The following is a 21759-nucleotide window of genomic DNA, read 5'->3' as shown; positions in this document are numbered from 1 at the left end:
AGCCCGTAGCCGTGTCTTTCGAACCGGTGGCGTCCGGCCGGAGGCCGGGCCGTGCGGCGTCCGGCGCGTGCCACCGGCCAGCCGGCCGGAAGTCCCTGGGACGGGGTCGCCCCTGCTCGAACGAGGCCGAGAGCCCGGGGAAGCGCCGGCCGCCGGGCGCCAGGCGGGACGCCTCCGGTCACGGCCTGACGCCGTGACCGGCCGCGTCCACCTTGTGACGGCGAGGCCCGGGCGGCGGACCGATCGTGCTCCTTGCCGCTCACGATCGCTCACGGGCGGTCAGTCCGACGTTGCCTCCAGGTGCGTCACCAGTGCGGACAGGGCCGCCACCGTCTCGGCGTCCCGCTCCGGGTCGTCCGCCGTGGGCCATGCGCTGGTCTTGACCACCACGACGTCCGCCACCGGGTCCACCCACAGGTACTGGCCGTGGATCCCGATGCCCGTGAACGCGCGGTGCGGCTCACCCAGCGTCCACCACTGGTTGGAGTACCCGTAGTGGCCGGGGTTGTCGCCCAGCGCACCCACCTCCAGATGGGGCAGCTCGGCGCCGCGACCGCGCTCGACCCATGCCTCCGGCACCACCTGGTCGTCGCCGAGTCGGCCGCCGCGCGCCATCAGCAGCCCGACGCGCGCCAGGTCCCGCACGGCCGCGTTGAACGTACCGCCGCCGACGGCCGTGCGCGGCCTGCTGCGCGACAGCGCGTAGAAGGCGTCGTACTCCGCGCCGATCCTGCTCCACAGCCGATCGGTCGCATACCGCGCCAGCGACATGCCCGTCGCCGCCTCCAGCGTCCAGCCCAGGACCTGAGTGTCGAGCGTGGAGTAGTTGAACCATGTGCCCGGCGTCGCGGCGTTCTCCACCGAGCGGACCGCCTTCAGTACGGTGCCGCGCCCCATCACCGCGCCCATCAGCCGGTTGACCGGGGCATCGGGGTCCTCGTAGTCCTCGATGCCGCCCGCTCCGCTGGTCATGTGCAGCAGGTCCTCGACGGTCGGCCCGTCGAACGCCGATCCCACCAGTTCGGGGCAGTACGTCACCACCTTGTCGGCGACCGAACCGAGCGCGCCCTCCTCCAGCGCGATGCCGATCAGCATCGACGTCACCGACTTCGACACCGAGAACAACTGGAAGCGCCGATCGGGCGCGGCGAACCGTCCCGGATAGTCCTCGTGCACGAGGACGCCCCGGTGCAGGACCGCGAAGCCGGCCGTATGGGTCCGTGCGTGGAGGTCCGCCAGGGTGTGCCGGACGCCGCCGAAGTCATAGCGGAAGTCTGCGAGCGGGCGCGGGCGGTTCGGCAGTTCGTACACCGGTCCGGAACGTGTGACCGTCTCCGTCGGCAGGACGAGCGACATGTGCGTGAACGTCCATTCGTTCACCGGGCGTCGCATCGCCAGTTCGTCCTGATGCCGCCACAGCCAGGCCAGCCCTGCCCCCGCCGCCGCGACTCCCGCCGTCGCGGCGGCCCACCGCATCCCACTCGCCATCGTGCGCACCTCGTGATCCGCAGACAATTTTTGAACCAATGGTGACATCGATGGTGACACCGAGGGTTTCCATGGGCAAGGGCCTGGTGCGGAAAGGCATGAGAGGGCGAGGCAGGAGCGGGCAGGGCATGAGCGGATAGGCAGGAGCGGGCAAGGCGAGAGCGGGCAGGGCAGGAGTGGTTCCGCGGATGTCCTGCGCCCGCTCCGTGTGGCCCGTTCTGCCGTCGCGCCGGGGCGGCCCTCGGCTTGCCTTCGGGTTCGGCGCACCTGCGGATTCGGGTTCGGGCCGGGTCGCCACCCGCACGGCTGCGTGCGAGTGGTCGTGGCGCAGCGACGGGCGCAAGGTCGGTTCTGATCGCTGGTTCCCCGGTCCGCGGTTCCGCCGGGCGATCCACGGTTCCGCTCGGCCTGCCGGTCGACTCGTTCAGCTCGTCCGGTTCGCTCGCTATCCCGATCCCGCCCTGTTGGCCCGGACCGGTCCGGGCCCCGCTCTCATCCACTCGGGCCGCCCGTTCCGCTCGGACTGCACGGTTTGTTCGGCCCGACTCCACCCGCTCCGGCCAAGGAGTTCCCATGGCACACTCAGCGCCCGCATCCGGCCCGGCCCGTACCGGTGACCACGAGGCAGCCAGCCCCTGGGCGGCCGGCGGAACCATGTTCGCCGGAGTCCTGCTCCTCGTCGACGGCGTCTTCGGGGTGATCAAGGGGATCGCCGGTATCGCAGGTGACCAGGTCTACGCGCGCGTCAACAGCTACACGTTCCGGTTCGACGTGACCGCGTGGGGCTGGATCCACCTCGTCCTCGGCATCGTGCTCGGGATCACCGGTTGGGGCATTCTCAAAGGGGCGATGTGGGCCCGCGCCGCCGGTGTGACGCTCGCCGCCGTCAGCCTGGTCGTCAACTTCGCGTGGCTGCCGTACCAGCCGATCTGGGCGATCATCTCCATCGCCGTCGACACGTTCGTGATCTGGGCTCTGTGCACGGACCGGTCGCAGGCGATCGTCTGAGCTGTCCGCGCCATCGTCTGCGCCGCCCGCGTCGTCCGAGGATCCGCGCCCGCCCGAGGCTGCCGGACGGACGGGACGGGGGTGCGGGACGGGACGGGCGCGGGCGGGCACGCGTACCGGGGTAGGCGGGTACACGTGCCGGGCGGCTGTACGACGACGGTCCGGCGCGCGTACGCACCCCGGCCGTTGTCAGTGGCTCGGGTCACACTGGATTCATGTGCCGCAGTATCAAGACGCTACGACCGCCCGCTCTTCCCGAAGAGGCCACCGAGGAAGAGATCCGGGCCGCCGCTCTGCAGTTCGTACGCAAGGTGTCCGGCTTCCGCGCCCCGGCGGCGCACAACCGGGAGGTGTTCGACCGGGCCGTGGACGAGATCGCGCAGGCGACCGCCAGGCTGCTGGACGGTCTGGAGATACGGGGCGCCGTCAGGACGCCGTAGTGGCCGTCGCGGACGGCCGGCGCACGACGTACGCGGCCAGGGCGCCCGCCATGAACAGGGCGAGGACGGAGACGGCGGCGCCCACCCAGGTCGCGCCGAGCCACTGCCCGCCGAAGTAGCCGAGCCCCACGCTGTACCCCGCCCAGGCGGCGCCCGCGAGGGCTGACCAGGGGAGGAACTCCTTCACCTTGCGGTGAGCGGCGCCCGCACCCAGCGAGACGACCGACCGCCCGGCCGGTGCGAAGCGCGCGATGACGACGAGGATGCCGCCGCCCCGGGCGAGGGCGGTTCCCAGACGTTCCTGCGCCGAGGTGAGGCGGCGGGAACGGGCGATGGCGCGGTCCAGACGTTCGCCACCGCGCCGGGCCAGCCGGTAGGCGACGAGGTCGCCGAGGACCGAGGCGGCTGTCGCGCAGAGGATCAGTGCGAGGAGGGAGGGGACCTGGGGCGCCTGCTCCACCGCGCGTGCCGCGGAGGCGGCACTGACGACGGTCGACGACCCCGCGGCGGCCGCGGTGGCGGCGGTGATGACCAGGACCCCGCTGGGCAGCACCGGCAGGAAGACATCCAGGAGTACCGAGACGGCGACCGCCGCGTATATCCAGGAGCTGCCGGTCAGTGCAGCCACACTCTCAAGCAAGTACTACTCCCCGATCCGAAACAACGCCGCGACGTCGTAGGGGAACGGCAGGAGCGGCACGGCTGGCTGTACAGCGTACGCCGGACACTCATCCGATGATCAGTAAACAAGGATGATGTTGGGAAGCTCACGTACGCCCGGAACAGGAGGGATGGGTTCCGGGCATACGCCGGCGATGTGCGCGGCGGGCGGCGAAGGTAGGCCCACCGACGCGCCGGATTCCTTCGGTTCCGCAGGGGTGTTCCGGATCCCGGGAGCGGGCCGCTTCGGATCCGCAGGGAGGCGCTTCGGGGTCTGGTCGGGGGCTCCTTCAGGGCTGTCCGGGGGTTTGCCGGGGCTTTGCGGGGTCTGCCGGGGCTGCGGGTCTGCCCGAGGGGGGCTCTACGGGGTTTCCGGAGCCCCTCTTCGGGGCCCTCGGGACGTCGCGTTCCTCAGACCCTCACGGCGGGAGCCTGACCGTGGGCCCGGGTCTCACCGTGCTCCATGTCGTCCCGGCGGAACAGCCGGTCCAGGGCCAGTGCCCCGGGACCGCTGAAGACCAGCAGCAGGAAGACCCAGCAGAAGATGGCCGAGGCCTCCCCGCCGTTCTGTATCGGGAGCGGGCCGCCGGCCTGGTGGACCACGAAGTACGCGTACGCCATGGAGCCGGAACAGATCAGGGCGGCGATCCGGGTGCCCAGGCCGAGCGCCACGAAGGCACCGCCGATCAGTTGGATGACTGCCGCGTACCACTTCGGCCAGATGCCGGCGGCGACGGAGTCGCTCCCGAAGAGGCCGAAGAGCGAGGCCGCGCCGTGGCAGGTGAAGAGGAGGCCGACGACGATCCGGAACAGGCCGAGTGCGTATGGATGGGCCTGGTTCAGGCGTGTGTGCATGGGGGGCTCCTTCGGTTGTGGGGTGGGGACGTGAACCGATCGGGCGCACCAGATTAGGGAGACCTCACCAATGCTTGCAAGTTCAACATTATGTCGACTGGCCGAAAATCGACCTATGGTGTTAGGCCCGGCTTTGAATGGATGCCGCTTCCATCTGCATTTCTTCGGTCGCCTTGCTTGGCCTGAACCAATGGCAACGAAACTTTCCGGCCATGCGCGGTATGCGACGTAAGTCGCTCTCCTCGGCGCGGCCCGCCAGATCCGTGCCGGTCGGTATGGGGGGATTGCGTCCCTGCTCCCCGATGGCGACGGTCGGGTGGATCGTTGTCGCGTCCGGAGCCGGCCCGAGCGGAAGCCGGTGCTCGGCCCGTAGCCTTCCCAGCGGTCTTCGAGGGGGCGGGATCGGCCTCGATGGATGGGGGCGCGTCATGGGCGGTGGGGTGGCGCGATGGTGAAGGATGCGTGATCAGAGGGGTTGCCGGGTGGTGCGGCGTGCCCGGGCGAGGGGCCGTGGCGGGGCCGTGCCCGGTGCCGGTGTCTCTTCTCGGTGTGCCGCACCGAGTTCCTGGCACTCAGTGCCGTTCGTCCGGCGACCGGTGTTCGTCGCCCGGTATCCGCCGTCCGCTGTTCCGGTCGTGAGCGCCGTGACGCGAGGCCGTGCCCCCTGAACACCGCCCGAGGGTGGGTTCGTTGGGGTCGGTGGGCAGGAGCGCGAATCGTGCCCTGCGCGGGCTTCGAGTTCGGTTCGGCGTGCTCCGTCGCGGCCCGGTGCGCATGCCTGCTTCGCGGCGGCTCCGGTGATCCTTGTCGGCGATCGTAGTCGACCGAAAACACGTCGGTGTTTCGGGGGAGTGGTGCCGTCGCTGTCCCTCTGCGCATCGGTGCGGGGCGGGCGCCGGCCGGCCCGTGGTCGTCGTCGGGGCGGAGCGGGCCGAGGGAAGAAAGGGGGCGCGGAAAGCCCCGCCCGAGTCCTTCCGTTCGGGCGGGGGGTGGTGGGCTCCGGTGCCGTGCTCAGCAGCCGTTCAGGATGCCCTGCAGCGCGCTCTTCTCCGCCGCGTCGACGCTCAGGCCGTAGTGGTGCTTCACATGCACCCAGGCGCGCGCGTAGACGCAGCGGTAAGCGGTGCGCGGGGGGAGCCACTTGGCCGGGTCCTTGTCGCCCTTGGACCGGTTGACGCTGCCCGTGACCGCGATGAGCTGAGGTCGCGTCAAGTCATTGGCGAAGTCCTGCCGTTTGGCCGTGGTCCAGCCGCTGGCACCGGACCGCCACGCCTCGGCGAGCGGCACCACGTGGTCGATGTCCAGGTTGGAGGCGGCGCTCAAGCTGGCGCCGTCGTACTGGGAGTACCAAGTGCCGCTGACCGCCGCGCAGCTGGAGTCCTGCTGCACGTTCGTGCCATCGCGCTTCAGCACGACTTCGCGGGTGTTGCAGGTGCCGGACTGGGTGATCCAGTGCGGGAACTTGGTTCGGCTGTAGCCGTCCGACGAGCCTTCGGCCGAGACGGTCAACTGGCTCAGATAGGTGCGGGCGGTCGATGCCAAGACCGGGGTGGGCATGGCTGCTTGGGCGGTCGGGGCGTTGAGCAGCCCGGTCGTCGCGGCGAGGGCCGCGGACGCGGCGGCGACGGCGAAGCGACGCGCGTAGAGACCTGACATGCGAACTCCCTTGATGTGGGGGGACCTTGGATGGATGGTCGGTCGAGCCCGGCCATCGTGGCGGCGCCGGGTTTCCGAGGGGCGGGCACCAGGTAACAGGGTGGCGACATGAGCACGTCACATCAAGGGTTCGGTGTACGGGGGTTGAGGCGCGGAGGGTGCGCGTGCGTGTCCGTGCGGGTATGTGTGCCGATCCTTCGACAAGTCGACAAGTTGGCCGCGCACAGGGAGGGTTCGCGCCCCGGAGGCCGGTGCGGGGTGATTCCGAGGCTGTCGGCCTCGGGGCTGCCGGGGCCGGCCGACTGCGGGGTTAGGGTGTGCCGTTCCCGGTCGGCATCGCACTCGATGCCGTTCTCGCACGGCAGTTGATGGCGCCTGGCCGTTTCAGGCGGGAGCCGTGCGGTCGTTCGTGCTGATGCCGCCGATGCCGCCGATGCCGCCGATGGCGGTGCGGGCGATGCGGGCGATGGCCGTCATGCCCGTGCTCGAGCGGGCGGCTGCGCCGATCTGAACGCCGCACGGGCGAGGGGTGCCGGGCGGTCGGTGGCAAGTTGTCGGCGATGGGTGGCCGATGACGGGGCGGTCGGCGACGGGCAGCCACACGTGATGCGGTGAGCAAGCGGACGCGGTGTCACGGGAAGGCGCAGGTGTGCCGCGTGCGCGGTGTCATGACTTGGTGCGGGTGCGGGTGCGGGTGCGGGTGCGGGTGCGGGTGCGGGGCGGTTACGACGCGTCGACGTGCAGCCGGATCGAGCCGTCGGCCACCGCTTCCACCCGCAGTCGTGTCAGGTCCTCGACGTGCACGTCGGGTGAGAGTTCCGCCGCCCGCGGACCGATGCCCACGACGCGCATGCCCGCCGCACGGGCGGCGGTGATGCCCGCTTCTGAGTCCTCGAACGCGATGCAGTCCGCCGGGGCGAAGCCCAACTCGGCCGCACCCTTGAGGAAGCCCTCGGGGTCCGGCTTGCTGGCCCCGACGCGTTCGGCGGTGACGCGGGTCTCCGGCATCCGCAGGCCGGAGGCCGTCATCCTCGTCCGGGCCAGTGCCTCGTCGGCCGAGGTGACCAGGGCATGCGGGAGGCCGACGATCGCGTCCATGAAGGCGGGAGCCCCGGCGATCGGGACGACGCCGTCGGTGTCGGCGGTCTCCTCGGCGAGCATCGCCCGGTTGTCCGCGTGGTTCTGTTCCATCGGCCGGTCCGGGAGGAGCACCGCCATGGTGGCGTAGCCCTGCCGTCCGTGGACCACCTTCAGTACGGCCTCCGGGTCGAGACCTTCGCGCGCCGCCCAGCGCCGCCAGCAGCGTTCCACGACGGCGTCGGAGTTCACGAGGGTGCCGTCCATGTCCAGGAGCAACGCCTTAAAAACACCTACGGTCACTGACCTGGGCATGGGGCCATCCTCTGCATGCGACTCATTTGTTCCGACATTGTACAAAGGGAGTTGGTTGGCGGGGCGGTCGGGGGAGGTGTCTCGCCAGAGTGCGGGGCGATCCGGGCAATGGGGAAATTGCGGGGGTTCGTGCATGGGTCTCCGCGGAGGGCGCTTGCCGTCGTCTAGTCGGCGGCCCCGGTTGGCACACGGGGGGTTGGTGCTCGGGCCGGGGCCGCCGCGCCCCGCCGTACGGTCGACGGGCCCGCTCCGGTATGACGGTCCCCACCGGGCCCGGAGCGGGAGTCTCAGGGGCTACGGGGCGTGCGCCCCGCGGCCGACCAGGAGTGCGATGGTCAGCACCCACGCGGCATAGGCGACGACGGCTACCGCCCGCGCGCTCACGTGCCCTCCAGCGGTCGCATCTCGGCTTCTTCGGACCACCCCCGGTGGAACCGGGCGTGTCCGGGATTCAGGCCCGCGTGGGTCATGCACGCGGTGTTGCCCGCGTCCTCGTCGGCCGTGGCCTCCAGCGTCCACCCACAGCCGGGGGTGAGGCACGCGGCCGACATCAGCCGCGTGCTGCCCGGGGCCGTGCCGATGCCGTGCTTCGCGAACCGGTATCGGGTCCTGACGGTCATCGCTTCCCCCGCCGCTTCGGGTGCGGGTGCTGCCGCATCTCCACGTTGCAGTCCGTCACCCTCGACGGGTCGCCCGCCTGCCGCGCTGCCGCCCGCTGGTCGGCCAGGGCGGCGCAGACGTCGCATCCGCCGACCGGGGTCGGATCCTCGGGAAGGTCGCAGTGCGGAAGTTCGATCACCGGCTCTTGCCAGGTGCGCCGCGTCATCGGGCTGCACCCGCCACCATCGGCCGGCCGGACGGCTCGCGGCGCGTGCTGCACTGGTCGCACTCACAGGCCGGGTAGGCGTCGGTATCCGGCGGGTCCTTGAGCGGGACGACCTCGGCTTTCGGGCGGACGGTGCGCGTCGTCCGCCCGTACCGGTCGACCTCGTACACCTTGATCGTCATTGGCATGCCGGCTCCATGGGGTTGCTGGTGCCAAGACAGTAAGAGCGCACGCAAAGAGCGGGGGACAGGATTCCTGCCCCCCGCTCAAGGGTTCGAACTATGCGGCGAGCAGACCGAGTTGGTCAGCCAGAACGGCAGCGCGCTGCCGCCTTGCGGGGTGCTTCGACTCCGTCTCCTCCAACACGATTCGCCTGGCGTACCCGTTGTACCGGATCGTTTCTGGAGCGGCCTCGTGCGCCCGCTCCAGCGTCGCGATTGCGGTCTCTGACTGTCCGTCCAGGTGGTACGCGCGGGCCTCCTCGATGCGGTGCCGGGCCAGCCGAGGCCGCGACGGGATCGCGGTAGCGTCCGCCGCCACAGCCTGCCGCACCGACTCTCCGCCTGCCCGGAGCTCGACCGCCACGGTGACAGCATGGGCGCCCATGATGGCCCGCGAGAAGCTGGTGACGGGGTGGTAGTAGCTGGGCGGGAGCTTCTTGGAGGTGGCCTTGGCCTTGTCCCACCAGCCCCACGCTGCCCCGTTCTCTCCGCGCCGGGCCGCGGTGTAAGCGGCCTCGAACTGGAGCGCCCCGGCAAGCGCGCGCACGCGGTCGTCAGCCTCAGACAGGAACCGTTCCATGTAGGCCAGTGCCTCCAGCGTCATGCTGTCGGCCGCGTCGAAGTGCGACGGGCCGGTATCGCGGTGAGCCTGCGCCGCCAGCCACGCGGCTACACCGATCGCGTGAGGGTCCTCGGACTCCTGCGCCGCGACCATGCCGCGCTCAGCCACCCGCCACAGTAGGGCGGGATCCGGCTGGTACGCGATGAAGAACTGGGCAAGGCTGTAGACCTCGGAGAGCACGGCCTGCGCCGCACGCCGGGCCGATGCCGAGTCCGTCTGTCGCACGGCGAGCTGCGCGTCACGGATCAGGCCGGGCAGCAACTCACCGAGGACTTCACGGTGGTTGGGTGCCTCGTGCCGGGCCGTCCACGCCTTCGCGAGCCGGGCCGCCAGGTGCTCGGTCGGTGGGGCTGCCTGATCTGTATTCAGGGTCAGGGCGTTGACTGCGTCCCGGACAGCCGGTAGACGAGAGTGGCCAGGCCCCGTAAACAGCTCGACCGGGGCGGACTGGTCGCCGGTCAGGTCGGAAAGGTCACGGACGCGCAGCAGCTCGGCGATGCGCAGAACGATGGGCAACTTCGGCATGCCGATCTCTCCTCGCTCAACCTGTTTCACCCACGAGGGGGACATGCCGAGGAGCCCGGCCGCGACCGGACGGGACAGCCCCCGTTTCGTGCGGAGGATCTGCATTCGTTGCCCGAACGCCATCGGGTCGGTGTACGGGTCCGGGGTAGCATCGGATGACATGGCTCTGCCCCTCTCTGTCCAGCTCGTCACTGCCAGAGTATGGGGCAGGGCCCTTTCTGCGTGAGGCATCGTCGGACCTCGGACACACGAAAGCGCCCCTCCCCGCGCGCTGTGGGAAGGGGCGAAACCCCGCGCCTGCGGGGACCACGCGAGCGAGTCGAGGACGAGACGCGTGAATGGCTTGCGGACGCCGTGGCTGAAGGGTTGATGCCGCAGAGCCGGCCGTCCCCCGGCAGCGGCGCGACGTAGCCCAGGAACGGGCCCGTGCGGCTCGTCAGCGGGCTCGTTTGCAAGAGGAATTGGTGAAGCTCCAAGACGGGTTGGCGCGGCTTCAGGCCGACCGCGCCGTGAACCCGGACGACTACCCGCCCGGCGTCTACGAGGCGGCCCGCGACCGTATCAAAGCTCAGCGCAAAACGGTCGAGCAGTTGCTCGCCAGAACTGCCGTCATCGAGGCCACGCCCGATGTTTCCGACTATGAACCGCTGATCGTCGGACTGCTGGATGAGTGGGACACCATCAACCCCGGCGAGCGGAACGGCATACTGCGGCAGCTACTACGGCGCGTTGCCGTCCACCGGGTAGAACGCGAAGGGTACAAGCGGGCCACGAACCGGATCGAGTTTCACCCGGTGTGGGAACCGGGCCCGTGGGCTGACCAACCTGTACTGCGCGACAGTGCTACAGAGGGTTAGTTGAGAAGGAGGGCGCGGGCTGTCAGATCGGTGGCCGGCATGGGGCGGCTCCAGAGCGCGGGGGAGGTGGTGACGCGGGTGTGGAGAACAAGCAGCCTCGCCCGCCGGTCAGGGGGTGGCGGGCGGAGGCTACTTTGTTCCAACACGATACAAAAACCGCTCCGGGAACGCCAATCGTCGTCCGGGGCAGTGCGGCGGGGCCGAGGTGAGCGGGGTGAGGGGATGGAGTCACGGCGGCGAAAAGGGCGGGAGCGGGGGCGCCGATGGAAGGCAGACCCCAGAAGTCCCCAGGGTGCGCTCCCGTGCGCGGGAATGAGGGGGCCTGGTCGCGGATGGATCAGGAACGGCCCCGGCCCGAGGTCTCCGCTTCCAGGGCGCGGCGTGTGTGGGGGCCGTAGACCCCCGGCGGATCGCCTTCGATGAACTTGTACGACTGGTAGACGCGCACGGCGCGCTCGACCTGTTCCGTGTAGTCGCCGTCGTCCCGCCCATGAAACAGCCAGACCTCCCCCAGCCGGCGCTGCAAGTCGGCCACCGCTGGTCCCCGGTCGCCGGGCCGCAGGGCGGGGCCGGCCAGTGAAGCGGGCGGTTCGGCCGAGGGTGGACGGCTCGCCTGCGGAGCCGACGCCGGCGGTTCGGCGTCGCTCGGCGGTATGGACGTGGCGGATGCCGAGGGGGACGGTGAGGCGTCCGCCGAGGAGGGTGCGGTGGCGGACGTGGACGGTGATGCGGAGGCCCGCTCCGACGGCGGGGGCGGCGCGGGGGCCGAGGCGGACCCTTCCGCCGTTTCACTCGCCTCGGGGGTACTGGGAGGCAGATCGGGCAGGGCCAGCTCCCGGTCGGCGGCCCCGTCATCCTTCGATTCGAGGAGGCCGCCCGCGAACACGGCCGTACCCACCACCGCGATCGCCGCCGCCCCGACGGCGAGCGCGGCGAGAGGGCGGCGTCGACGTGACCGATCGGATCCGTCGACGTTCCCGAGGACCGTGGTGTCGACGGAGACCGGAACGGCCGTGTCCTCGACGGCAGGCGTCGCTGAGGTGGCGACCGCCACCGTGGGTAGGAAGGCCGTGGCGCCGACCGGATCGGCGGCCTCTGCTGTCGGGTCGTCGAGGCGTGTCGGCCCGCCGGGCCCCACCCGCTCGCCGGACCGCGCGGGGTCGTCGTGCCCCGCCCGGCCGTCGGGCCACCTCGGCTCGCCGTGCCGTGCCTGTGCTTCGAACGGTGCCGGGGCGCCGTGCCCCGCCCAGGCTTCGAACGGCGATGGGCCGCCGGTTCCCGCCGGATCGTCGCCTCGCGGCGGGTAGAGGGGGAGCGGCATCGTCGAGTCCGCGTCCTCGGCAGGGCGGTGGAAGCCTTCGGCGGGGGCGTGGGGTGATCGACCGGAATGGAGCGGCCACGCGTCGTCCGTCTCCGGCGTCACGTCGACCTCCAGCTTGACGTACGGCCGGATGCGTAGCGGATCGAAGTCCTCCGCCGCCGCGATGTCCGCCCTGTCGGCCGCCGCTCGTTCGGCTCGCCGGCGCTCGGCGGCCTCCCCCTGCTCGCCGCCCCGCCATGCCCCGTGCCCCCCGCACGCGCAGACGGGGCCGGCGCCCGGATCGCCGTTCACCCCCGAGAACCCGCCCGCTGTCGTCGGCGGGAACGTACGCATACCGCACTCCGGGCATATATGTCCGGTCATGGTGGACCCCTCCCCTTTGAACTGCCTGCGATTATGCAGCCCTGCCCCGGAACACCCAATGCCGTCCGAAACGCGGTCAACCGGCATGTGGTCCCGCTCGCCGCCATCGAGTCTCGGCAAGCCATACCCGTGCGAAACGTACAGGATGGGGATGTAGCGGACCCGAGGAGACGTTTCCATGGCGCAGCACCCGAGCCCCGCGGAGCCGGAACCGGAACGGACAGCGGCAGCGGAACCGGAACGAACGGCGGGGAAGGAAGCAGAAGTAAAGGGGGCAGGGGAAGCAGAGGGACCGGAACCGGCGGCGGCTGAGAAATCCGAACGGGCGTCAGGGCAGTCGGAACCAGGGCAGGCAGCAGAACCGGAGCCGGAACCGACAGCGAAGTCGGATTCGGAACCAAAACCAGAAGCAGAACCGGAGCCGGGGGCGGCACCCGGCGAGCATCGTTCCACCCGATCGGCCCTGGTGGCCATCGGGGCGCTGCTCCTCGGGATGCTGCTGGCCGCGCTCGACCAGACCATCGTGTCCACGGCGCTGCCGACCATCGTCAGCGACCTCGGCGGACTGGAACACCTTTCCTGGGTGGTGACGGCCTACCTGCTGGCGTCGACCGCCGCGACCCCGCTCTGGGGCAAGCTCGGGGACCAGCTCGGCCGCAAGAAGCTCTTCCAGGCCGCCATCGTCATCTTCCTCATCGGCTCCGCGCTCTGCGGGATCGCGCAGGACATGCTGCAACTGATCGGCTTCCGTGCTCTTCAAGGCCTCGGCGGTGGCGGTCTCATGGTGCTGTCGATGGCGATCGTCGGCGACCTCGTGCCGCCCCGTGAACGGGGGAAGTACCAGGGCCTGTTCGGCGCGGTCTTCGGCACGACGAGCGTCCTCGGGCCGCTTCTCGGCGGTTTCTTCACCGAGCACCTCAGCTGGCGCTGGGTCTTCTACGTCAACCTGCCGATCGGTGCCGTCGCGCTTCTCGTGATCGCCGCCGTGCTGCGCATCCCGGTCCACCGTACGAAGCACACCATCGACTACCTCGGCACGTTTCTCATCGCCTCCGTCGCCACCTGCCTGGTCCTCGTGGCCTCGCTCGGCGGGACCACCTGGGCCTGGGGCTCCGCGCAGGTCGTCGCGCTGTCCGCGCTGAGCGTGCTGCTGACGGCGGCCTTCGTGCACGTGGAGCGCCGCGCCGCCGAACCCGTTCTTCCGCTGACGCTCTTCCGGGGCAGGACCTTCACGCTCGTCGCCGTCATCAGCTTCGTCGTGGGTTTCGCGATGTTCGGCGCGATGACCTATCTGCCGACCTTCCTCCAGGTGGTGCACCACATCACGCCGACCATGTCCGGGGTGCACATGCTGCCCCTGGTGCTGGGCCTGCTGCTCACCTCCACCGCCTCCGGGCAGGTCGTCAGCCGTACCGGCCGCTGGAAGGTCTTCCCGATCGTGGGCACCGGCGTCACCGCGATCGGACTGCTGCTCCTGCACCGGCTGACCGAGACCAGCAGCACCTGGGGGATGAGCGCCTGCTTCTTCGTCTTCGGGGCCGGCCTCGGCCTGGTGATGCAGGTCCTGGTGCTGGCCGTGCAGAATGCCGTGACGTACCGGGACCTCGGCGTCGCCACCTCCGGGGCCACGTTCTTCCGCTCCATCGGGGCCTCGTTCGGTGTCGCCGTCTTCGGCACGATCTTCACGAACCGGCTCACCGGCAAGCTGGCCGAGGCGCTCGCCGGGCACTCCGTGCCACCCGGCGCCAGTGCCGGGCGGCTGGCCGCCGACCCGCGTGCCATCGACCGGCTTCCGCCCACTCTGCGGGTGCAGGTGCTCCACGCGTACTCGACGTCGATCACCGATGTGTTCCTGTACGCGGCCCCGATCGTCCTGATCGCCTTCTTCTTCGCCTGCTTCCTCAAGGAGGACCGGCTGCGCGGCTCGGTGACCGCCCCGGAGTCCAGTCAGACGCTGGGCTCGAACCCGGTCGAGCGTTCCTCGTACGACGAGTGCGCGCGGGCCCTGTCGGTGCTCGCCACCCGTCAGGGGCGCCGCGAGATCTACGAGAAGATCACCAGGAGGGCGGGGTACGACCTGTGGCCCGCGGCGAGTTGGATGCTGCTGCGGATACGGCACCACGGCACGGTCGAACCGGCCGTGCTCGCCGACACCACCCCGGTGCCGCTGCGAGTGGTCGCTGACGCGGCGCGGCAACTGGAGGAGCGGGGCCTGGTCCGGCGCGAGGGCGTGCAACTGGTGCTCACCGACGCGGGTGCGGAAGTGGTGGTGAGGCTGGCGGAGGCCCGCGAGCGGTTGATGGCCGAATGGCTGGGGGACTGGTGGGGTCCGGAACGGCCCACGGACCTCGTCAGGCTGGTGGCGGAGCTGACCGCCGAGACAAGCGGACGCGGCCGGGACCGGCCGCGCGGCCTCAAGCCGGGCCGGGATCAGGCGGCCGGGCCAGTCGGCCGCCCCGCGGACACCTCCTGAGCGTTCTGCTCCGGAGGAAACGGCCCTGCCGGTGCGCCGCAATGCCCTGCCGGTGCCGTGCCAGTGCTTTGCCGGTGCCCTGTCGGTGCCTTGCCGTTCCCGCCGGTGGCGGCCCGGAAACGGAGACCCGGGCTTGAGGCACCCGGCGACCCGAATGCCGAGCCGGGGGCCTGGGATCTCCGAGGGCTGAGCCGAGGTGCGGCCGTCCGGGACCTCGGCCGAGGGCTTGGCCACCCGAAACCCGAGCCGAACGGCCTTGCCGCCGGCACCGGCCCGAGCCGGTACGACGGCCCGGAACCTCAGTCGGCGGGCCGGACCCCGGAGCCTCGACCGAGGACCGGCCTCCGGGGTTCCTCAGCCGAGGGCCTTGGCGAACCAGTGCTCTGCGTACGGGCCCTGGTTGAACGCCGGGACCTCCCGGTAGCCGTGTTTGGCGTACAGCCCGCGCGCCTCCACCAGGTCGTGGCGGGTGTCCAGCCGGATCGTGCGCATGCCGAAGGCGCGCGCCGCATGCTCGACGGCGGCCAGGAGCAGCCCGCCACCGCCGGTGCCGCGGTACTCGGGACGTACGAACACCCGGGTCAGCTCCGCCACGCCCGCGTCCCGGTCCGCGACCAGCAGCCCCGCGCAGCCCGCGGCCCTTCCCTCGAACCTGCCGACGACGAACTGCCCGGTGGGCGGCACGAGCCGGTCGGCGCCGTCGTCGGCGAGCCCTTCGTCGATCTCCTCCGCGGTCGCGGGCCGTCCCCAGTAGCGGCTCGCGACCTCGTCGTAGTAGTCGCGACGCAGCAGTGAGGCGTCGGCGGAGTCGAAGGGTTCGCGGGCCGTGGACCAGGTCATGCCGGTCATTGTGGTCGGGACGCACGTGGGCGATCGAGCGGATTGATCCGCCCGATTCGCTGATGACAAGGGTGATTCACGGACGAAAGGTGGGATTTACGGATGGTAAAGGTGATTCATGGATGGCAAGGGTGACTCACTCACAACAGGGCGGATTCGCGGACGTACTGGAGCGATTCGTGCATGAGAAGGGCGCACGCGTGCCCCGGACGCGTGCGGGGTCCACGGCCGTCCGTTCACCGCGGCGGCACGGCCGTGGGCGTGGCCGCGACCGGAGCCGGAGGCATCCCCGGCCGCCCCCGCCGTCGGATCCGCACCACCCACACCACCGCGACCCCGGCCACCGAGGCGGTCCCCAGGACCGAAAGCAGCCAGGCAGGGATCCCACCCACGGTCAGCAGTTCGTTCCGGTACACCAGGGTCCGGTAGGGGGCGTCGGAGCCGGCCGCCCGCAGTTCGTGATCGCCGTCGATCCGCTCCGGACGCGGGAACGACTGCTCGATCGCGGTGACGAACACCGGCTTGCCGCCCGTCATCGCCGACAGCGCCCCTGGCCCGTTCCGCGCCGTCCCGTACCGCCCCGTTCCGCTTTGGGTCGTACCGCTTTGTGTCGTACCGCTCCGCTCCGTGTCGTACCGGCCAGGAGCGATCCGGCCCGCGTACGTCACCCGAGGCGTTGCCCCGCCGATCGCGTCGAGCGGTTGCATGCGGTGCGCCGCCAGCACGTACAGCTTCAGCCGCTGTGGTGTCGAGGCGAGCTTCGACAGCCGCATCGGGTAAACCGGGCGCTCGGCGGCGAAGCGCAGCCGCAGTGGGTCCAGCTCGCCGCGGAGCGGGTCGTTCCCGCCCCTCGGGACGAGGCGGATCGCCACGTACTCCCACTTCTGGTCGACATAGGGCTTCAGCGCCGTCGCCAGCCGGTCGGGCAGCTCGAAGCCGTTGCCGTCCAGCCAGTCCCGCAGGGCCTCCGGGTCGGTCGCGGCCAGCCGCGCCACGTCGAAGGGGCCGAGCCGTTCGCGGCCGACGACCTGGACGGGCGGAGCGGCGGCCGAGGGCCGGCCCGCCCCGTCCGCGCCCGAACCGGCGAACGGCCAGTCGTCGGAGCGCGGCCAGAAGTAGTGCCGCGTCTTCGGCACGGGCGCGGTGAGGGCGTCCAGCTCGGAGAAGAGCGAGGGATCGCCGAGTTCCACGTCCGCCCGGTGCGGCACCGGCATGATCCATGCCGCCTCCGGGGCGTCGCCGCGGACCGTGAGCCGCATGACGATCTCCTCGGTACGGCCGTCCCAGGTCACCACGGACGCCTCCCGGTCGACGGCGACCTCGCTCGCCCCCCTCGGGACCATGGCCCCGCAGCCGCACGCGTAAGCCGGGCTGATCAGCGAACCCAGCTGCGACGCCACCAGCAGCAATGCCAGGGACAGCGCGCGCATCACCCATGCGCGGCCCGGCCGCCCACACCTCATCCGTCTGCCTCCCCCCGTGATCGACGAACACCGGGGAGGACGTGGGGAGTCACCGGCCCGGTTCCGGGCGCCGCCCCGGTTCAGGGTTCTGGCCCGGTTCCTGGTTCCGGCCGAGGGCCTGGTGCCCCGGGTTCCGATCGGGGGCCCGGCTCCCGGGCCCGCCACGGTCGGCGGTCTTCGTTGAGCTCCGCTCCGTCACGGACCGGCTGCTCCGGGGCCCGGATTCCCGGCCGACGGCCCCGGTGGTCCGGATTCCCGGCCGACGGCTCCGGTGGTCCGGCCAGTGGCTGCCGTCCTGCCGCCCGTGAGGTTTCCTGCGATGCCCCGTGACCACTTGTGATGCCCCGTGACCGCTCGTGATCCCGTGCGCCCCCGATGGCTCCCTGAACCCTGCGTCCCCGTGCCCTCTGCGATGGCCTGCTGTTCCCGCCTCGGTGCTGTGCTTCGAGCGGTCATTCGGTCATTCTTTCGGAAAAAGGCAGGATGACAGCCAGGCGAAGAGGGGGTTGATTGCGTCTCCCTCATGGTGCAATGCGAAGGTTTCACAGCACGCCCAGATCAAGGAACGGGCGCGAAAACGGCGGGAGGGTCGGCGCAGCGTGGCAAATGCGGAACACAGTGTGCGCTCGGACGGGGCGACGGAGACCAGGACCGGGGCTGTCCGGATCCTGCTCTGGCTGGTTGTGGCCGCATTGGCTGTGCGGCAGATGGCGGTGGTGCTGCGGCGGCCACCGGGCGAACGGCTCACCGATCTGGAGACCTGGATCGGCGAACGCGGAGTGCTGCATGTGGCGGGCTCGCTGTACGACAACGACCGGTTCACCGGCACCCCGTTCGCCGGGCTGGTCCTGAAGCCGCTGGCCAGGACGGCGGAGCAGAGCCTGGGCGTCGTCTGGACCTTCGGGTCGCTGCTGCTCGTCGTCGCCCTGGGGATCGTGGTCGCACGTGCGCTGCCGGGCCCGGTCTCGCGGCGCACCTCGCTGCTGGCCGTCCCGGTCGCGATCAGTCTGCTGATGCTCTCCCTGCCGGTCCGCAACACGTTCTACCTGGGGCAGACGAGCATCATTCCGGTGCTCCTGGTGCTGCTGGCCTGTTTCGTGGTCCGCGGGGAGCGCGCCTCGGGCCTTCTGATCGGTCTCGCGGCGGCGCTCCAGCCGACCGTCCTGCTCTTCGTGGTCCTGTTCCTGTTCACCGGGCGCCGGCGGACGGCGGTGACCGGCGGTGCCACGTTCGCCGTCTGCACGGCGCTGGCCTGGGCCGCGATGCCGCAGGACTCGTGGACGTACTGGGTGCACCACGCCGCGGGCGCCGGACTCGGTGAGAACCCGGACAGCCTGGCCAACCAGTCGCTGCACGGCGCGCTGCTCAGGTTCGGACTGTCCGGTCCGCTGGAGGTCGTGCTGTTCCTGGTGCTGGCGGCCGTCGTCTGCTGGTTCGGCCTGCGCCGCGCCGTACGGTACGCGCACGACGGGCAGTTGCTGCTGGCCGTCGCCGTGACCGGCTGTGTGGCCGTCGCGGTCTCGCCGACCGCCTGGCAGCACCAGCTGCTGTGGGTGCTGCTCGCGGTCGTCGGCCGGGTCGGCAAGCGGGCCTCCGACCGGCTGATGTGGCCGGCGGTCGTCGTCCTCGTGCTCACGCTGCCGGCGAAGATGCTGCTGCCGAACATGGCGGTGGTCTTCCCCGTGCGCGACAACGTGATGCTGATCGCGGCGCTGGGAGCGGCCTGTGTCACACCGTTCCTGCCGCGCACCTCGCCCTACTGGCGCGAACCGATCCCCACGGACTACGCGGCCCCGGTCGCCGCCCGCTGGAGCCGCATCCCGCTGCTGCCGTTCTGGCGCCGGGCGCTCAGCCGCCCCAACCTGCTGCTGGAACTGCTTCTGATCCGGGTCGTGTACTCCGCGTACTCGAAGGTCAGGCTGGCCGCCACGGCCGGACGCGACACGGCCGAACACCATGGCACGCAGATCCACTCCCTCGAACAGTGGCTGCACATCGACATCGAGCACTGGGTCAACCATGCCGTTGTCAAGATCGGCTGGCTGCGCGGCTTCTTCGACTTCTACTACACGACGTTCCACTTCATCGTGCCGCTGACGATCCTCGGAGTGCTGTACGTGCGGCGCCCCGCGGACTACCGCTGGGTCCGCAGTTCCATCGGTTTCGCCACGGTCCTCGCGCTGGTCGGCTTCTGGCTCTACCCGCTGGCGCCGCCCCGGCTGATGCCGGGACTCGGCTTCATCGACACCGTCAACGGGGTCCAGGACTTCGCGAAGCCGGATTACGGAACGTTGACCGCGATGACCAACCAGTACGCGGCGATGCCCTCGCTGCACTTCGGATGGTCGCTCTGGTGCGGTGTGGCCATCGTCATGCTGGCCCCGAAACCGTGGATGAAGGCGCTGGGGCTGCTGCACCCGCTGTTCACGGTCTCCGCGATCATCGCCACGGCCAACCACTGGGTGCTGGACGCGGTGGGCGGTGCGACCGTCGTCGCGCTCGGCTTCGGTCTGACGTACATGCTGTCGGGGCCCCGGAGGCTGCGGGTTCCGGCCGTGCCGGCCGCGGCGAAACCGCTGGACGATCTGCCGGACGAAACGCCGCCGAAGCAGGTCGGTGACGCGGTGGGGGGCAGGGCATAGGCCCTGCTCGGCTCCCGCCCGGGTGGGGCGCCGCTTCCGTGCGGGCGTACGGGGATGCCGCCGACGGGCAGGCGTACGGCGGCGCCGCTTCCGTACCCGGCGCACGGAGGTGCCGAAGGGGTGCCGGGACGAACACACCTCGTCCCGGCGCCCCTTCGGCCTGGATCGCCGCTCGACCAGCATCCGCCCATCGGCTCGGGTTCGCCACTCGAACGGATCAGGAGGCCGTTTCCGGGGCCCGTAGGGCGATGCGGCAGCCCCGTGGTCATCGACACCACCGTCGAGACCGCCGTGAAGCCGCGCGCCGGCCGGGCCCCGGCACGGTCCCTTCCGCCTCGGGTGACCCGACCGGCGCGTCGGCACAGGACGCGGCCGGCGCGTCGGCACGGGACCCGGTCGGCGCGTTCCGGCCGACGGTGCGCGGGAGCCGGTGCGCGAGAGCCGGTGCACGGGAGCCGGTGCACGGGAGTCGGCCGCCCTCGCACCCTCCCGCTCTTCACGACGCCGGAGACGGCCGTCCGGCCGCCCGTCAGCCCCCTTCGGAACCGGTGGCCGCGGTGCTGGTGCCGGGAGGGGCACCAGGGGCGGGGGCGGCCGTGCTGACCTGGAGCTGTTTGATCCCGTTGAGCCAGGCCGAGCGCAGCCGTCGCGGCTCACCGATCAGTCGCAGGTCCGGCATCACCTCGGCGATGGCGTTGAAGATCAGGTCGATCTCCATCACGGCGAGGGACTTGCCGAGGCAGAAGTGCGGTCCGCCGCCGCCGAAGCCGAGGTGCGGGTTGGGGTCGCGGGTGATGTCGAAGGTCTCCGGGTTCTCGAAGACCTCGGGGTCGTTGTTGGCCGAGGAGTAGAACAGCCCGACCCGGTCCCCCTTTCTGATCCGCTGTCCGCCCAGTTCGACGTCCTGGGTGGCGGTCCGCTGGAAGGAGACCACCGGGGTGGCCCAGCGGACGATCTCCTCCGCGGTCGTCTCCGGGCGCTCGCGCTTGTAGAGCTCCCACTGGTCGGGGTGGGTGAGGAAGGCGTGCATCCCGTGGCTGATGGCGTTGCGGGTGGTCTCGTTCCCGGCGACGGCGAGCAGGATCACGAAGAAGCCGAACTCGTCGGAGGAAAGGTTTCCCTGACCCTCCGCGGCGACCAACTGGCTCACGATGTCCTTGGCCGGGCACTCCTTGCGGGCCGCGGCGAGGTTCATCGCGTACGAGATGAGCTCCATGGCCGCCTCGGCGCCGACCTCCGCGGTGATCGCGTACTCCGGATCGTCGTACGCGGCCATCTTGTTGGACCAGTCGAAGATCTTCGAGCGGTCCTCCTGCGCTACGCCGATGAGTTCGGCGATGGCCTGGAGCGGCAGTTCGACCGCCACCCGCGTGACGAAGTCGAACGAGCCGGGGGAGCCGGCGCCGGAACCCGCGTCGCGGCAGGCGTCGGCGAGCGCGGACTCCACGATCGAGCGGGCCCGGTCGCGCAGGGCCGCCTCCAGCGAGCGCACCGCCCGGGGGGTGAAACCGCGCTGGACGATCTGGCGGACCCGGGTGTGCTCGGGCGGGTCCATGTTCAGCATGATCAGCTTCTGGACCTCGATCTGGTCGCGGTCGATGGACTCGTTGAAGCGGATGATCGCGGTGTTGGTGTGGGACGAGAACAGTTCCGGGTGGGTGGAGACGAACTTGACGTCCGCGTGCCGGGTGACGACCCAGTAGCCCTCGTCGTCGAAACCGGAGACGCCGGCCGGCTGGGTGCACCACCAGGCCGGCGCGGTCTTCCGCATCTCGGCGAACTCCGGGTGCGGGACGCGGGCTTGGAGCAGGTCCGGATCGGTGAAGTCGAAGCCTTCGGGCAGATGGGGGCAGGACATCGGCATCTCCAGGTCGGTCCGAGGGCCGTCATGCAAGTGTCTGACGGTCCATCAGAAAGGTGTCCGCAACGTAGTAACCGGTTCTATAACTGGCAAGAGGCGCCGTTGGTTCCTTTGAGTGAAGGGCGAGTGGGGTGGGCGTGGAGTCGGCGCAAGGTGCGTGCAGCACCCTTGCGCCGTGGCGGCGGGTCTCATAAGACTGCCCAGAGAACTAGAACGCGTACTAGTTTGCTTCCGTGGGCGCCGGGA

General features: G+C 70.8%; 18 protein-coding genes. 5 read left to right on the top strand and 13 right to left on the bottom strand.

The genetic code is table 11. The annotated features are described in order from the left end of the window. Positions 1 to 279: 279 nt before the first annotated feature. Positions 280 to 1488 carry a serine hydrolase domain-containing protein gene (locus ACIHCL_RS02685; RefSeq protein WP_399856176.1) on the bottom strand — a complete coding sequence of 403 codons (1209 nt, stop codon included), beginning with the start codon at positions 1486 to 1488 and terminating at the stop codon, positions 280 to 282. Positions 1489 to 2061: 573 nt separating this feature from the next. Here ACIHCL_RS02685 and ACIHCL_RS02680 point away from each other — a divergent pair. Beyond that, positions 2062 to 2496, top strand: coding sequence for a hypothetical protein (locus tag ACIHCL_RS02680; protein WP_399856174.1), 435 nt, complete (start codon positions 2062 to 2064; stop codon positions 2494 to 2496). Positions 2497 to 2711: 215 nt separating this feature from the next. Next, on the top strand, positions 2712 to 2936 hold the full coding sequence (locus tag ACIHCL_RS02675) for a DUF2277 domain-containing protein (protein WP_399856172.1): 225 nt from the start codon (positions 2712 to 2714) through the stop codon (positions 2934 to 2936). Here ACIHCL_RS02675 and ACIHCL_RS02670 read toward each other — a convergent pair. The 8 genes from ACIHCL_RS02670 to ACIHCL_RS02635 form a co-directional block, all read right to left on the bottom strand. Continuing rightward, positions 2923 to 3576 carry a DedA family protein gene (locus tag ACIHCL_RS02670; protein WP_399856170.1) on the bottom strand — a complete coding sequence of 218 codons (654 nt, stop codon included), beginning with the start codon at positions 3574 to 3576 and terminating at the stop codon, positions 2923 to 2925. The two genes, ACIHCL_RS02675 and ACIHCL_RS02670, sit on opposite strands and share 14 nt — an antisense overlap. A 431-nt stretch (positions 3577 to 4007) precedes the next feature. Beyond that, on the bottom strand, positions 4008 to 4451 hold the full coding sequence (locus ACIHCL_RS02665; protein WP_399856168.1) for a DoxX family protein: 444 nt from the start codon (positions 4449 to 4451) through the stop codon (positions 4008 to 4010). 1011 nt (positions 4452 to 5462) lie between these two features. Then, a complete protein-coding gene (locus ACIHCL_RS02660; RefSeq protein ID WP_399856166.1) occupies positions 5463 to 6107 on the bottom strand; it encodes an HNH endonuclease family protein in 645 nt (214 codons plus the stop codon). 723 nt (positions 6108 to 6830) lie between these two features. Then, positions 6831 to 7499, bottom strand: coding sequence for an HAD-IA family hydrolase (locus ACIHCL_RS02655; protein ID WP_399856164.1), 669 nt, complete (start codon positions 7497 to 7499; stop codon positions 6831 to 6833). 380 nt (positions 7500 to 7879) lie between these two features. Further along, positions 7880 to 8119, bottom strand: coding sequence for a hypothetical protein (locus tag ACIHCL_RS02650; RefSeq protein ID WP_399856163.1), 240 nt, complete (start codon positions 8117 to 8119; stop codon positions 7880 to 7882). Continuing rightward, positions 8116 to 8325, bottom strand: a complete 210-nt coding sequence (locus tag ACIHCL_RS02645) for a hypothetical protein (RefSeq protein WP_399856160.1) — start codon at positions 8323 to 8325, stop codon at positions 8116 to 8118. Before ACIHCL_RS02645 ends, ACIHCL_RS02650 begins: the two co-directional genes overlap by 4 nt. Further along, on the bottom strand, positions 8322 to 8513 hold the full coding sequence (locus ACIHCL_RS02640; RefSeq protein WP_399856157.1) for a hypothetical protein: 192 nt from the start codon (positions 8511 to 8513) through the stop codon (positions 8322 to 8324). The genes ACIHCL_RS02645 and ACIHCL_RS02640 overlap by 4 nt, the downstream gene beginning before the upstream one ends. 91 nt (positions 8514 to 8604) lie before the next feature. Beyond that, the gene (locus ACIHCL_RS02635; RefSeq protein ID WP_399856155.1) at positions 8605 to 9855 is read right to left on the bottom strand and encodes a helix-turn-helix domain-containing protein; all 1251 of its coding nucleotides are present in this window, start codon (positions 9853 to 9855) and stop codon (positions 8605 to 8607) included. A 302-nt stretch (positions 9856 to 10157) separates the two neighbouring features. Here ACIHCL_RS02635 and ACIHCL_RS02630 point away from each other — a divergent pair, with 302 nt between their 5' ends. Further along, entirely contained in the window at positions 10158 to 10550 is a 393-nt protein-coding gene (locus ACIHCL_RS02630) for a hypothetical protein (RefSeq protein ID WP_399856153.1), read from the top strand. 337 nt (positions 10551 to 10887) lie between these two features. Here the strand turns inward: ACIHCL_RS02630 and ACIHCL_RS02625 are convergent, their stop codons facing one another. Beyond that, positions 10888 to 12234 (bottom strand): peptidoglycan-binding protein, encoded by a 1347-nt coding sequence (locus ACIHCL_RS02625; protein WP_399856150.1) that lies wholly within the window; start codon positions 12232 to 12234, stop codon positions 10888 to 10890. A gap of 463 nt (positions 12235 to 12697) precedes the next feature. On the opposite strand from ACIHCL_RS02625, the gene ACIHCL_RS02620 reads away from it, so the two are divergent. Then, complete coding sequence (locus ACIHCL_RS02620) at positions 12698 to 14707, top strand: MFS transporter (protein ID WP_399857110.1); 2010 nt, start codon at positions 12698 to 12700, stop codon at positions 14705 to 14707. Positions 14708 to 15061: 354 nt separating this feature from the next. Here the strand turns inward: ACIHCL_RS02620 and ACIHCL_RS02615 are convergent, their stop codons facing one another. Next, a complete protein-coding gene (locus ACIHCL_RS02615; RefSeq protein WP_399856148.1) occupies positions 15062 to 15547 on the bottom strand; it encodes a GNAT family N-acetyltransferase in 486 nt (161 codons plus the stop codon). Between the two features lie 236 nt (positions 15548 to 15783). Next, positions 15784 to 16977, bottom strand: a complete 1194-nt coding sequence (locus ACIHCL_RS02610; RefSeq protein ID WP_399856146.1) for a DUF2330 domain-containing protein — start codon at positions 16975 to 16977, stop codon at positions 15784 to 15786. Positions 16978 to 17678: 701 nt separating this feature from the next. Between ACIHCL_RS02610 and ACIHCL_RS02605 the strand changes: the two genes are divergently transcribed. Then, positions 17679 to 19652 (top strand): bifunctional glycosyltransferase 87/phosphatase PAP2 family protein, encoded by a 1974-nt coding sequence (locus tag ACIHCL_RS02605; RefSeq protein ID WP_399857108.1) that lies wholly within the window; start codon positions 17679 to 17681, stop codon positions 19650 to 19652. A gap of 529 nt (positions 19653 to 20181) precedes the next feature. Here the strand turns inward: ACIHCL_RS02605 and ACIHCL_RS02600 are convergent. Then, positions 20182 to 21510: a cytochrome P450 gene (locus ACIHCL_RS02600; protein ID WP_399857106.1), complete on the bottom strand. Its 1329-nt coding sequence runs from the start codon at positions 21508 to 21510 to the stop codon at positions 20182 to 20184. Between the last annotated feature and the right edge of the window lie 249 nt (positions 21511 to 21759).

The sequence above is a fragment of the Streptomyces sp. NPDC052042 genome, from assembly GCF_044548345.1.
Classification (GTDB): Bacteria; Actinomycetota; Actinomycetes; order Streptomycetales; family Streptomycetaceae; genus Streptomyces.
Note: the sequence above shows the minus strand (reverse complement) of the source record. Positions and strands in the feature narration are given on the sequence as shown.